The organism is Coleofasciculaceae cyanobacterium, from assembly GCA_036703275.1.
Taxonomy (GTDB): domain Bacteria; phylum Cyanobacteriota; class Cyanobacteriia; order Cyanobacteriales; family Xenococcaceae; genus Waterburya.
In genome coordinates, this window is the sequence record DATNPK010000053.1 from 25,776 (window position 1) to 37,316 (window position 11,541).

Below are 11,541 nucleotides of genomic sequence, written 5' to 3' on the forward strand. Positions count from 1 at the left end.
ATTTAAGATCGTATTTTCTTGAATCTAACTCTCATTATTTCATATGTTTCTTATTTGAAATGACTATAAGAGCATTAATGAAAAAACAAAAAATAGCCTTAAGTTATGCCAAAATGTCTTGTTGGTATATGATACTCAAAGTCCTGCTCCCATAGCTTTAAAAAAATCTTGGCAATCTTATTCAGCAACAGCCATCAGCAACACCATAATTAGTTGACTTAACTCCAACAGCGATCGCGCTTGTTAGTTCTACTGCCCAATAAATCAATCTTGAATGCTTTGACATATAAATTGGTCGATGTATTGCCAAACGCCGCGATCGGCAATTAATTGCTCAACGGCTTTTTTGTATTCAGCTTGCAGCAGTTCTTTCTGTGCTTGAGACAAATTTAATAATGGATTTCCTCTCGGATAAAATTCTTGTTCAATCCGCACCGAACCATAGGGCTGATTCCTGACCTCTTTTTTACTCCTCATACCAACTAGAACGCCAAGCAGCTTGAGCCTCAATTACAGCAGCCTCTTGCTGAATTGCTTTGTACTTGCTGTTAAGTTTTTTAATTTGACCGATTAAATTACGAATCTGACCTCTTTTTGCATTTAACAGGTGATCGGAAAATTCAACTTCTGCCAAACGCAAACGCAATAAACTAATACTCTCAGGATTTTTAGCCGACGTAGACTTTTTATCCCGATCCGTTTCAATTGTCAGATGAAGAATATGAGGAATATTAGGCTGCTTATAATTATTTCTCACTCCTTTAGCCGAGTCTGCTTGAATCGCTACATCAATAACTTTGTTAGGAATGCGATCGGGAAGTATTTTTGACTCTTGAAGATATTTATTAACTCTTCTCGAGGTAACATCTAATGCTTTTTTAATGTTTCTTTCTATCTGTTTGTGCCATAAGATTAAATGCTCAGGGTTTTCAAAGTCAATCTGTTCCTTCAATAGTTCTTCTGAAGAGGTATTGAGATTAAGATCTTCAGAAGAAGTGGCATCTATTTGAATAAATTCAACATTTTCTAAATTTTCTAAATTTCCTAATTCAGTCTTAACTAGTTCGAGATCAATTTCACTCACACTATCTTCTCGATCGTCTGTTCTTCTTTTCGGCTTAGGTAAATTTTTAATTAATTCCGCCATTAAGTTGAGGTCAATTGGTTCTGGCTCTAGTTCTTTTTGTTCAATAATTTTAGTTAGGTTTGGTTCTAGTTCCAAGCCCAAGCGTCTAAGGTTTTGCTGTAGATCTTGCTTTTCGCTTAAAGACAAGTCCAGAAATGATTGAGGATAAAGTTGAGTACAAATTTGATAGCTAGCCAATATGAGCTGCTGTTTAAGTGACTGACTTAGTAGATCTAAGTAGTTCCGATGTAGCTCTTCAAGCTCAATTGCTATGTCGGCTACTGTTAATTTTAAATTTCTTAGGTCTTGTTTAACTTGCTGAATCGATTTTGTCATCCTATGTTCAGTTATCCCCATGGACATTTACTCAAGACTTTGAAATAACCTCTAAGCAGATGGCTAGTTCATCTTAGTTCTATCTTTTAAAAAAAGCAAAAGCCGTAGATATGCCAGTCAAACCCAAATAAAATAAAATTTCTTGGAGTTTAATTCAGCCTACGACTAGTTTTCTTGGTAATCTATTGCCGCTAATTATTTTTTTCCTGTCTGAGCCGCTACTTCATCAGCAAAGTTGGATTCTTCTTTTTCAATTCCTTCCCCTAATACAAAGCGGACAAAACGACGAACCTGAATGTTTTCTCCCAATTGGGCAACACTTTGTTTTACTAACTCTTCAACAGTAATACTTTGGTCGCGAATATAGGGCTGAGGTAGCAAAGAAATTTCGTTCAAACGCTTGTCAATTCTACCAGAAACAATTTTCTCTTTAATGTTCTCTGGTTTTCCGTCTAGGTCGTCTCGACCCATTTCAATCTCTTTTTCTTTGGTGACGATTCCTTCAGGAATATCTTCTACCCTAACGAATTCTACATTAGGACAGGCTGCAATCTGCATCGCCACATTTTTAACTAATTCTTGAAACTCTTCACGACGAGCTACAAAATCTGTTTCGCAATTAACTTCGACCAAAACGCCAATGCGTCCGCCAGTGTGAATATAACTTTCAACTAATCCTTCGGCTGCCACACGACCTTGTTTCTTATCAGCAGAAATAGTTCCTTTTTGGCGCAACCATTCTATGGCTTTGGTCATGTCGCCGTCGTTTTCTGTTAACGCTTTTTTGCAATCCATCATCCCCGCGCCAGTTTTTTCGCGGAGTTCCTTGACTACTTTTGCCGATATGCTTGCCATATTTTTTACTGTTTCAATTCAATTTTAGTGACGACAAAATAATTTTAAATTATGTTGGCAGGGGCTTAAAGCTTTAAACCCCTGCATCTGGTTTGGTGGTGAACCCAGATTTATTCTTCGCTATCAGAGACGGATTCTGATTCAGAAGCTTCTTCTGCTACCGCTTCTTCTTCTGCATCAGGGTAATCTTCTACATCGATTCCTTCTTCTAGTTCGTCGTAATCATCTTGATTATCTAGTTGACCATGACGACCTTCATAAATTGCATCAGCTAACTTACCAACAATTAACTTGATTGAACGGATAGCGTCATCGTTAGCAGGAATAGGTACATCAGCAACCAAAGGATCGCAGTTAGTATCTAAGATAGAAACTACGGTAATACCAAGCTTTTGACATTCAGCGATCGCATTATGTTCGCGCTTTTGATCGATAATAACTACGATATCTGGCACTTTGCGCATCATTTTGATGCCGCCTAGATATTTTTGCAGCTTGCCCATCTCACGGCGCAGCACTGAAGCTTCTTTTTTTGGTCTTCTGTCTAGTGCGCCACTGTCTTCGAGGTTTTCTAGTTCCTTTAGTCTTTCTACTCTAGTTTTGATCGTTTCCCAGTTGGTTAACATTCCACCCAACCATCTTTGGTTGACATAGAAAGCTCCGCAACGAGATGCCTCTTGGGCAATAATTCCAGCCGCTTGACGTTTGGTACCGACAAACAAGACTCTTTTGCCACGCTCAGAAGAAGAGCGCATATAGTCATAAGCCGATTCCATTAACTGCGCTGTTTGCACCAAGTCAATGATATGTACACCATTACGAGCAGTATAAATGTACTGAGACATTCGAGGATTCCAGCGACGGGTTTGATGACCGAAGTGAACCCCAGATTCTAAAAGTTCTGCGAGAGAAACTACTGGCATATTTTTTTTACTCCTATTTCGGGTTAATCCTCCATCCAGGGACATTTTCTCGATGTGAAAACACCCGAAATCCTGAATGTGTGAATTGTTTTTTTACTGCGTATTTAGTTTAACACTATTGTTTGTCTGGTTTTCCAAGTTTTTGAGAATTTATTCTGTCAACTATTTTCGGCTTGGTTAAAAACAAAAATTGCCACCTTAAGCAATTAAGATTAAGGCGTTGCATCCGGGCGGGATGATCTGATAATAATGAGGAATGAAATGTCCAAATTGTCAGTCTAATTTTGAGGAAAAATAAACGCGATCGCTGGCTTTTAATTGGAGGCGATCGCGCTTCCAGGATGAAAGTGAGAATGAATTCATAATGAGATATATCAAAGGTTTAACAAAAGATACTTGAAAATTGACTGATTTTTCACTAATCAACCAGGTAAAATCTTCAGCCTGACTAGCAATAAACGAAGCAGCTTTCTTGGGTAAGACTATGGTAGTATCTTCGAGACTGCTAAGACTATTAGTATCTACTGAATCCACGTTTATGGTCACAGTACTCATCATACTAGGGACTGTTATACCAGTCAGGGTTAGCCCAAGAGTATCTGAGTCGACATCCTCATCTATACTAAGAGCCACAGACTTTAATTGCAGACATACACCACTAAAAATCGTCTTGAAATCGTTCTGCATTCAACATAATATCGAGCAAGACACCCGAATCTCCCACAAAAGCTAGTCCTTGTTCATCTTCTTTTTGTCCTGGTCCTTCACCAATGATGAGTAGGTCCGCTTTTTTCTTTTTGCTATATCTACCAGCCACCACCTGAATGCGAGATTTTGACAGTCCGTAAGCCTGACAACTATTGGTGTATTGTTCTAAGCCACATTGAGATTAAACTTCAAGCCACCAGAATCTTTTCCTAGAAGCGATTTTGACCTGTATTTAGCCATAAAAAATTAACTGGAGTAATTACCTAGTTAATTTGTGCCGTAAGGCAATATGTTTATAAGGTCTAAAGACTGTTAACCAGAACTACAGCGACTCCCAAAAAGAGACGTTGATGAATCATATCTTCTACCGAATCATTCTTCCAATTTACGGGAGTAGGGGGATGCAGGGTATACCAGATTGGTATAGGCGATCGCGTAGAAATTTCTGATTGTCCAGGACATTAGAATTGGGCAAGTCCGTTTAAGGTTGAGGCGATTGAAGGAAATTGGGTAGCATTAGAAATGGTGGATGAGTTGATTGAAATTGGTCGCCTAGAGAAGTGTCAAAAAGCAAATTGTTAAGTAATGGGTGAAGCAAAACGAAGAAAACAAAAATGGGGTTGGAGGTATGGTCAACCTCTGGGTTTAACCACTGAAAAAAGAATCAATCTAATTTCTAACAATATCTTGGCATTAATTTCAGATCATTTTGAGACTTGTGGTTACTACCTGTAGTCAATATTAGCCAAACATGCTTCTAAGTCTAGTATTTCTGCTTTGCCTTGGGATCGATACGATCCTCATCCCACTCAATTAAGTTTATTTTAGCTGGATAATTATTAAAAACTGTAAAGTTTATCCTTAAAAAAGAAATATGAAATTTTTATTAAGTTTATAATTGTGGAAGCAGGTTATTAAAGAGCAAACTCAATCTTACTGAGTTAGCTCTTTATACCTTTACGACTCAATTAAGATATTGCTTAACAGTTCTATTGATATGGTGTTAGGGGCATTGTTTGGCTGACTCTGCCTCTAAATTTTTGTCTAAATAAAGACGGTTGGACTCAGAAATAGCTAGAAGCGGTATCTGTACTAAAAATAAAACTTTAAACTAAAGCATTCACTTCTCAAAATTGATGCTTTACAAAAATATACAATCGCTCAAACTATTGGCAGCTCTTTAAACAAGCCAACTGAATTAATTATTTTCAACAAAACAGGATGGTTTTCAGCTAAAAGCAATTGTAAAATGGGGGTTATAACCATGAAGAGTAATTAGGAATCAGCTAACGCTCTTTATATTTACGACTCGAATTAAGTATTGCTTAACGGTTCTATATGGTTGGTGTTAGGGGTGTTGTTTGGCTGACAATGCTCCTAGTTTTTTGGTGTTTTTTTGGTGTTTCCAACTAAAATACAGGTTAATTGGAATCGCGATGTAATGTCTTCCGTAAATATACTAGTTTTTTCCCCTAATTTAACCATTTATATTTAAAGCTTTAATAAATTTTTGCGTAGTTTAGCCGATTAGCTTCATTTAATCTTTATCAAACTTAGAAGCAAACTCTGATAAATCGGCTTTTTCGTATATTTCAAAAGGTTGATGTATCCAAGGATTATCGGGTAAGTAGTCCACATAAAAGTTAGGTATTTCTATCGAAGTACTTTTGTACCAAATTACGGCGGTACGAAGGTCGGTGATATTTTGAGCATACTTAGTTTTGAGCCAGGTTATCGATTCTGCCAAACTAATTCCCGAATCTACTAAATCGTCTACTAGTAGGACGCGATCGCCCAAAGGTTGAATAGTAGACAAATGTTCGGATAATTTAATTTTTCCACGCTCTTGATTGTTTTTTCCCCCGTATGAGGCAGTAGATAAAATAGCCAAAGGTCGATCGTACAGCCGACAAAGAATATCTCCTACTCTTAAGCCTCCTTTTGCCAGACAGACAATCTGATTGAACTGCCAATTAGATTGATAAATCTTGACAGCTAAATTTTCGATTTTATGATGATATTCTGACCAAGTTACATATAAATCTGTCATACAAAATAGGAACTTAAAAAAATTGAATACTAACGATAAGCTGATAGATCGCGAAAAGCTTAATTTTACTACTAAACTGGCTTATGGTTCAGGGGATATGGGACCCGCAATTACAGCAAATATTTTAGTATTTTTTTTGCTATATTTTTTTACTAATGTGGCGGGATTACCTGCGGGATTAGCTGGCAGTATTTTAGCTATTGGTAAGATTGGTGATGCAATAAATGATCCAATTGCTGGAATATTAAGCGATCGCACCCGTACTCGTTGGGGGAGGCGCATTCCCTGGATGCTGTTTGGCACAATTCCTTTTGGGATCTTCTTTTTTTTGCAGTGGATTGTACCTCAATTCAGTAACGATACCACCGTTAACAATTGGTGTCTGTTTGCTTATTACGTAGTTATTGGAATTCTGTTTAACATCGCTTATACAGTCGTTAATTTACCCTACACAGCCTTAACGCCCGATTTGACTCTAGACTACAATGAACGAACTAATCTCAATAGTTTCCGCTTTGCCTTTTCCATTGGCGGTAGTATCCTATCTCTAGTTCTGGCAACCTTTATTTTTCAAGCTTATCCTGATGATCCCAAGCAACAATATTTAGTTTTGGGTGTAGTTACTTCCCTCATCTCCGTTGTGGCTATATTTTGGTGTACCTTTCGTATCCAGGAACGCGGTGCATCGCCAATTTTAAACCAGCAGGGCAAAAAAGTTTTCGGTTTTGTTTTGGCTGTCATCGGCGCAATCGGGTTGGTTTATGGCATTGCTCAATTAACCAATGACACGTCAAACGGTAGTTTATACGGCATCTGTGGTATTTTATTTGGCTTAGAATTTATCGCCTTTGCTTTAACTCTCATCTTTGCCAAAACAGAATCTCATCTCAGTAGTTCCGAAGCAATTGCCATCAGAAATAAGGCTGATAGCGTTCCGACAACGCCGATCAAGGAACAGTTAAAAATAGCTTTTGCTAACAAAGCGTTTCTCTATGTAATTGGTATTTACTTGTGTTCTTGGTTAGCAGTTCAATTAACAGCTTCAATTTTGATTTACTTTGTAGTAAGCTGGATGGGCATGAATGAAGCTGCTTTTCCGATCGTGGCGATCGCCGTTCAAGGAGTAGCTTTAGTAATGTTGTTTTTCTGGCAATTGGTCAGCGAAAAACTTGGCAAAAAAGGTGTTTACTATTTGGGCATGATCATTTGGATTATTGCTCAGGCAGCATTATTCTTGATTCAACCAGGTCAAATTACTCTACTTTATATCGCGGCAATTATGGCTGGTGTTGGTGTATCTGTTGCCTACTTAATTCCTTGGTCGATGATTCCTGATGTGATTGATTCAGATGAACTGAGTACGGGTGAGAGAAGAGAAGGAATTTTTTATAGCTTCATGGTATTGCTACAAAAATTCGGTTTAGCTTTAGCTTTATTTTTAGTTGGTCAAGCCTTAGAATTTTCTGGTTTTATTCAACAGATACCTGGGGAACCGATTCCCGTACAGCCTGAAAGTGCCTTACTGGCTATCCGAATTGCGATCGCGCCTCTGCCAACAGTGTTTCTAATTATCGGCTTGGTTTTAACTTATTTCTATCCTATTACCAAAGAAGTTCACGCTGATATTCGCTTGCAGTTACAAGCCAGAAAAGAGCAAGAGATGAGATAACGATATTTGTTTTGGGTTTCTTAAATAGTACTAAAATTATTTTATTCTTAGCTGTTGGTATGAAATGGCATTTACTTATTTACGTCGAGTTTATCTAGGAGATACTGATGCAGCAGGAGTAGTTTATTTTGCCAAGGGACTAGAAATCTGTCACGAAGCCTATGAAGAGTCTTTAAGCAAAGCGAGAATTAGCTTGATGCAAATGATTAATCAAGGAAAAACCGCCTTACCAATTGTTCATGCAGAGATAGATTTTCTGCATCCGCTTTTTTGTGGCGATCAATTGCAGGTAAGCTTAATTATTAGTCAAGTCGATTATAGTGAATTTGCGATCGCCTATCAAATATTTCCTGTGAATAATTTAGACCAAATTTTAGTAAAAGCTCAAACCAGACACGTTTGCATCAATCCTCAGATTAGAAAGAGAATAGATTTACCCCAAGCAATACTTGAGTGGGTGAACTACTTTTAAGCAAGGAAATTAATCATGAAGACGGTAATTATTACAGGGGGAAATAGCGGATTAGGTTACTATTGCGCTCAAAAACTGGCTCAAGATTCTAACTGGTACATAGTACTTGCCTGTCGCGATCGCCTAAAAGCAGATCGAGCAGTTAAAAACATCCAGGAAATAAGCGATAGTCAGCAAATAGAAGCAATGACCTTAGATCTGGCTTCTTTAACTTCAATTCGCGCTTTTAATAGCGAATTTACTAGTCGTGAGTTACCTCCACTAAGTGCCGTAGTGTGCAACGCGGGAGTACAGTTTATCCAAAGGCAAACTTACACTAAAGAAGGTTTTGATACTACCTTCGGCGTGAATCATCTAGGGCATTTTTTGCTGGTTAATCTACTTTTAAAACAGTTGGTAGCACCAGGCAGAATTATCTTTGTTAGCAGTGATACTCATGACAGTAGCAAGACTACGGGGATGCCTGCACCTTATTGGCGCGATCCGCAGTTGATGGCTCATCCAGAACAAGATTCTGCACTTAAAAGTAAAGACATTGGTACAATCGGTCGTATTGCTTATACTACTTCAAAGCTTTGTAATGTTCTCTGCGCCTATGAATTATCTCGTCTTCTCCAGCAACAACAGATCAGCACAGAATCTAACCCAATTACCGTCAATGTATTTAATCCTGGGTTAATGCCAGGTTCAGGTTTGGCAACTGACTATACCGCCGTTGCTAAGTTTGTTTGGCATAATATCCTGCCGATTCTTAGTAAGTTTATTCCTAACGTTAACACGATGGAACAGTCGGCAGAGGGGTTAGCCAGATTGATCGCAGATCCTGAATTAGCCAACGTAACAGGCAAATATTTTAGCGGATTTAAAATGATGAATTCATCCATTGAATCTGGCGATCGAGCAAAAGCAAAACAGCTATGGAATGCCAGCGTCGAATTAACGCAACTAAAGCCTCAAGAAACTATTTTACAATTATCTGCGAGTAATCTCTAAATTACTGGCTCAAATAGCTATAACCTGATAACCTGATGGATGCTTTGCAAATTAATCGTGACTGTTAACTAAGCGTTAACTGATATGGCAACTACTACCTGGACAAGAAGACACATACTTTCTCTAATTGATTTCACATCTGAGGAATACGAAACAGTTTTACAGACTGCTGCCAGTTTTCAGAAGGTACTATCAGGCAGAACCAAGAAAGTTCCTGCACTCCAGGGAAGAGTTGTTGCCAATATGTTTTTTGAAGCATCTACCCGCACCCGCAGTAGCTTTGAGTTGGCAGCCAAAAGGCTCTCCGCCGATATTTTAAACTTTTCTCCAGGCAATTCTTCTTTAACTAAAGGGGAAACAATCTTAGACACGGCAAAAACCTATTTGGCGATGGGTGCAGATATTATGGTGATTCGCCATCAACAGGCAGGAGTTCCCCAAATTATCGCTCAAGAAATGGATCGACTCAATTCTGGAGTAACTATTCTCAATGCAGGAGATGGTTTACATCAACATCCTTCCCAAGCTTTGTTAGATTTATTTACCCTGACTACTGTCTTAGATCCCGATAATCCTCGTTTAGAATTACTCGAAGGAAAAAAAATTGCCATTGTCGGTGATATTCTCCATTCTAGGGTAGCTCGGTCTAACATTTATAGTCTGACTACAGCAGGGGCAGAAGTACATCTGGCAGCACCAGCAACCCTCTTACCAAAGGCTTTTTTAGATATGGTGAACCAAAATCAGAGTAAACTATTTCTCCATTGGGAATTAAACCCCGCCTTAGAAGACGCAGACTTTGTGATGACGCTACGACTCCAAAAAGAACGCATGACGGCTAATTTTATCCCTAGCCTACGAGAATATCATCAGCTATTTGGAGTGACCCGCGATCGCCTAAAACTATGTCATCCTAATGTTAAGGTACTACATCCTGGCCCCACAAATCGCGGTGTTGAAATAACTTCCGATTTGATGGACGATCCTAATCTCAGTCTAGTTTCTAAGCAAGTTACTAGCGGTGTGGCAACTCGTATGGCGTTGTTATATTTAATTGGTAATAGTCACGAAAATTAGCAATATGAGCTTTTAGCAATTATGTTGCCAGAAATTGAACCACAATCCGATAGTATATATTTACTATATTAGGCTTAACATCAATCTTAGCTAAAATTGATTTCCCTTGATACTAATCAAATAAACCTTCTACAGTTTGCCTAAAGGCAATTAAAGCATGGTTTTGAGGAAAGTGTTTTAAATCTTCGAGTAATTGATCGGATATTTCGGCTGAAACGATCGTTTTTACTTCGATATTAGTGTTATAACCAGCCATATCTCCCATCCGTCTGCCATGTCTACCTGCACCCTGGGCTGGAATAATCGTATATCCAGAGACATTTAAGGTTTGCAGTAACTTAATTAGGCGATCTTGTAAAACCGCTTCACAGATAATGGTGACGAGAATTCCCTGGTTGAAAGAAGAAGACATAAAAACTCCAAAAATATTTTATTAGTTATTACAAATGGGTATTAACAATTGAAACTTGGCGATCGCCTTAAAGTTTGTCATCCTAATGTTAAAGTACTCCATCCTAGTCCAACTAATCGCGGTGTTGAAATAACTTTCGACTTGATGGACGATCCCCATCTTAGTCTAGTCTCTTAGCAAGTTACTAGCGGTGTGGCAACTCGCATGGCGTTGTTGTATTTGATTGGCAATAGCAACGAAAATTAATAGTAAAAGTGGTTAATCTACCCAGTTTTCTAACTTTAATCCCGGTACCAGACTAAATTCTCTTACATTATTGCTTACTAAAGTTGCTTGCATACTTAAAGCATGAGCAGCTATTAAAGTATCTAGTGAACCAATAGCAGTACCTTGCTTTTCTAACGTAGCTCTAATTACACCATAAACATTAGCTGCTGTGAAATTAAAATCTACTATTACTAAAGGAAGTAAAAATTGCGTAAGTGCCTGTTGGTTTTTTGGGAAAAATTGGCTTTTTTGAACTCCAAACTCAAGTTCAGCAACAGTAATTGACGATATACCAATATCTCCTAATTGATAAGTATTAAATTTCTGCAATACCTTTTTTGGCTTTCGCTTAATAATATAGATGCAGATATTGGTATCCAGTAAAACTTTCATTCAAAGACATCTTTTCTCGCTTGTGCTTGGGGTTGCTGACGCTCATTCATAAAATCCGCGGAGAATTGTTCTAGGCTATCAAACAATGTCTCCCAAGAATCTTCAACAGGGAGTAATACCACGGCATTGCCCACTTGCTTAATTAAGACTTTATTTCCCGAAAAACGATATTTTTTGGGTAGTCTGACTGCTTGACTATTACCATTTTGAAATAGTTTTGCGGTATCCATTTTGGATTGAAGATATAATATATATTTTTA

General features: G+C 38.1%; 16 protein-coding genes. 6 read left to right on the forward strand and 10 right to left on the reverse strand.

All coding sequences use genetic code 11. The features are described from left to right. Positions 1-264: 264 nt before the first annotated feature. The 6 genes from V6C71_09450 to V6C71_09475 all read right to left on the reverse strand — a co-directional run bounded on the left by V6C71_09450 (position 265) and on the right by V6C71_09475 (position 4,057). Positions 265-477 (reverse strand): hypothetical protein, encoded by a 213-nt coding sequence (locus V6C71_09450; GenBank protein ID HEY9768708.1) that lies wholly within the window; start codon positions 475-477, stop codon positions 265-267. Next, a complete protein-coding gene (locus V6C71_09455) occupies positions 467-1,462 on the reverse strand; it encodes a hypothetical protein (protein HEY9768709.1) in 996 nt (331 codons plus the stop codon). The genes V6C71_09450 and V6C71_09455 overlap by 11 nt, the downstream gene beginning before the upstream one ends. A 195-nt stretch (positions 1,463-1,657) precedes the next feature. After that, on the reverse strand, positions 1,658-2,317 hold the full coding sequence (tsf, locus tag V6C71_09460) for a translation elongation factor Ts (protein HEY9768710.1): 660 nt from the start codon (positions 2,315-2,317) through the stop codon (positions 1,658-1,660). A 110-nt stretch (positions 2,318-2,427) separates the two neighbouring features. Beyond that, positions 2,428-3,240 (reverse strand): 30S ribosomal protein S2, encoded by an 813-nt coding sequence (gene rpsB, locus V6C71_09465; GenBank protein ID HEY9768711.1) that lies wholly within the window; start codon positions 3,238-3,240, stop codon positions 2,428-2,430. A gap of 273 nt (positions 3,241-3,513) precedes the next feature. Further along, positions 3,514-3,927, reverse strand: coding sequence for a hypothetical protein (locus tag V6C71_09470; GenBank protein HEY9768712.1), 414 nt, complete (start codon positions 3,925-3,927; stop codon positions 3,514-3,516). Continuing rightward, complete coding sequence (locus V6C71_09475; protein ID HEY9768713.1) at positions 3,899-4,057, reverse strand: uracil-DNA glycosylase family protein; 159 nt, start codon at positions 4,055-4,057, stop codon at positions 3,899-3,901. The genes V6C71_09470 and V6C71_09475 overlap by 29 nt, the downstream gene beginning before the upstream one ends. Positions 4,058-4,533: 476 nt before the next feature. Here V6C71_09475 and V6C71_09480 point away from each other — a divergent pair, with 476 nt between their 5' ends. Next, the gene (locus tag V6C71_09480) at positions 4,534-4,683 is read left to right on the forward strand and encodes a hypothetical protein (protein ID HEY9768714.1); all 150 of its coding nucleotides are present in this window, start codon (positions 4,534-4,536) and stop codon (positions 4,681-4,683) included. A gap of 802 nt (positions 4,684-5,485) precedes the next feature. Here V6C71_09480 and V6C71_09485 read toward each other — a convergent pair. Then, entirely contained in the window at positions 5,486-5,998 is a 513-nt protein-coding gene (locus tag V6C71_09485) for a phosphoribosyltransferase family protein (GenBank protein ID HEY9768715.1), read from the reverse strand. Between the two features lie 22 nt (positions 5,999-6,020). Here V6C71_09485 and V6C71_09490 point away from each other — a divergent pair, with 22 nt between their 5' ends. The 4 genes from V6C71_09490 (at position 6,021) to V6C71_09505 (ending at position 10,209) form a co-directional block, all read left to right on the forward strand. Beyond that, positions 6,021-7,667 (forward strand): MFS transporter, encoded by a 1,647-nt coding sequence (locus V6C71_09490; GenBank protein ID HEY9768716.1) that lies wholly within the window; start codon positions 6,021-6,023, stop codon positions 7,665-7,667. A 64-nt stretch (positions 7,668-7,731) separates the two neighbouring features. Beyond that, complete coding sequence (locus V6C71_09495) at positions 7,732-8,139, forward strand: thioesterase family protein (GenBank protein HEY9768717.1); 408 nt, start codon at positions 7,732-7,734, stop codon at positions 8,137-8,139. Between the two features lie 15 nt (positions 8,140-8,154). Then, positions 8,155-9,132 (forward strand): SDR family NAD(P)-dependent oxidoreductase, encoded by a 978-nt coding sequence (locus tag V6C71_09500; protein ID HEY9768718.1) that lies wholly within the window; start codon positions 8,155-8,157, stop codon positions 9,130-9,132. 84 nt (positions 9,133-9,216) lie between these two features. Continuing rightward, the gene (locus tag V6C71_09505) at positions 9,217-10,209 is read left to right on the forward strand and encodes an aspartate carbamoyltransferase catalytic subunit (GenBank protein ID HEY9768719.1); all 993 of its coding nucleotides are present in this window, start codon (positions 9,217-9,219) and stop codon (positions 10,207-10,209) included. Between the two features lie 112 nt (positions 10,210-10,321). Here the strand turns inward: V6C71_09505 and V6C71_09510 are convergent, their stop codons facing one another. After that, positions 10,322-10,621: a DUF3240 family protein gene (locus V6C71_09510; GenBank protein ID HEY9768720.1), complete on the reverse strand. Its 300-nt coding sequence runs from the start codon at positions 10,619-10,621 to the stop codon at positions 10,322-10,324. A gap of 48 nt (positions 10,622-10,669) precedes the next feature. Here V6C71_09510 and V6C71_09515 point away from each other — a divergent pair, with 48 nt between their 5' ends. Beyond that, complete coding sequence (locus V6C71_09515) at positions 10,670-10,798, forward strand: hypothetical protein (GenBank protein ID HEY9768721.1); 129 nt, start codon at positions 10,670-10,672, stop codon at positions 10,796-10,798. An 81-nt stretch (positions 10,799-10,879) separates the two neighbouring features. Here V6C71_09515 and V6C71_09520 read toward each other — a convergent pair whose 3' ends face one another. Further along, positions 10,880-11,281: a type II toxin-antitoxin system VapC family toxin gene (locus V6C71_09520; GenBank protein HEY9768722.1), complete on the reverse strand. Its 402-nt coding sequence runs from the start codon at positions 11,279-11,281 to the stop codon at positions 10,880-10,882. Next, the gene (vapB, locus tag V6C71_09525; protein HEY9768723.1) at positions 11,278-11,511 is read right to left on the reverse strand and encodes a type II toxin-antitoxin system VapB family antitoxin; all 234 of its coding nucleotides are present in this window, start codon (positions 11,509-11,511) and stop codon (positions 11,278-11,280) included. The genes V6C71_09520 and vapB overlap by 4 nt, the downstream gene beginning before the upstream one ends. Between the last annotated feature and the right edge of the window lie 30 nt (positions 11,512-11,541).

Coding starts and splice junctions, on each gene's coding strand:
- V6C71_09450 (HEY9768708.1), bottom strand. CDS start 477: ATGAGGAGTAAAAAAGAGGTCAGGAATCAGCCCTATGGTTCGGTGCGG.
- V6C71_09455 (HEY9768709.1), bottom strand. CDS start 1,462: ATGACAAAATCGATTCAGCAAGTTAAACAAGACCTAAGAAATTTAAAA.
- tsf (HEY9768710.1), bottom strand. CDS start 2,317: ATGGCAAGCATATCGGCAAAAGTAGTCAAGGAACTCCGCGAAAAAACT.
- rpsB (HEY9768711.1), bottom strand. CDS start 3,240: ATGCCAGTAGTTTCTCTCGCAGAACTTTTAGAATCTGGGGTTCACTTC.
- V6C71_09470 (HEY9768712.1), bottom strand. CDS start 3,927: ATGCAGAACGATTTCAAGACGATTTTTAGTGGTGTATGTCTGCAATTA.
- V6C71_09480 (HEY9768714.1), top strand. CDS start 4,534: ATGGGTGAAGCAAAACGAAGAAAACAAAAATGGGGTTGGAGGTATGGT.
- V6C71_09485 (HEY9768715.1), bottom strand. CDS start 5,998: ATGACAGATTTATATGTAACTTGGTCAGAATATCATCATAAAATCGAA.
- V6C71_09495 (HEY9768717.1), top strand. CDS start 7,732: ATGGCATTTACTTATTTACGTCGAGTTTATCTAGGAGATACTGATGCA.
- V6C71_09500 (HEY9768718.1), top strand. CDS start 8,155: ATGAAGACGGTAATTATTACAGGGGGAAATAGCGGATTAGGTTACTAT.
- V6C71_09505 (HEY9768719.1), top strand. CDS start 9,217: ATGGCAACTACTACCTGGACAAGAAGACACATACTTTCTCTAATTGAT.
- V6C71_09510 (HEY9768720.1), bottom strand. CDS start 10,621: ATGTCTTCTTCTTTCAACCAGGGAATTCTCGTCACCATTATCTGTGAA.
- V6C71_09520 (HEY9768722.1), bottom strand. CDS start 11,281: ATGAAAGTTTTACTGGATACCAATATCTGCATCTATATTATTAAGCGA.
- vapB (HEY9768723.1), bottom strand. CDS start 11,511: ATGGATACCGCAAAACTATTTCAAAATGGTAATAGTCAAGCAGTCAGA.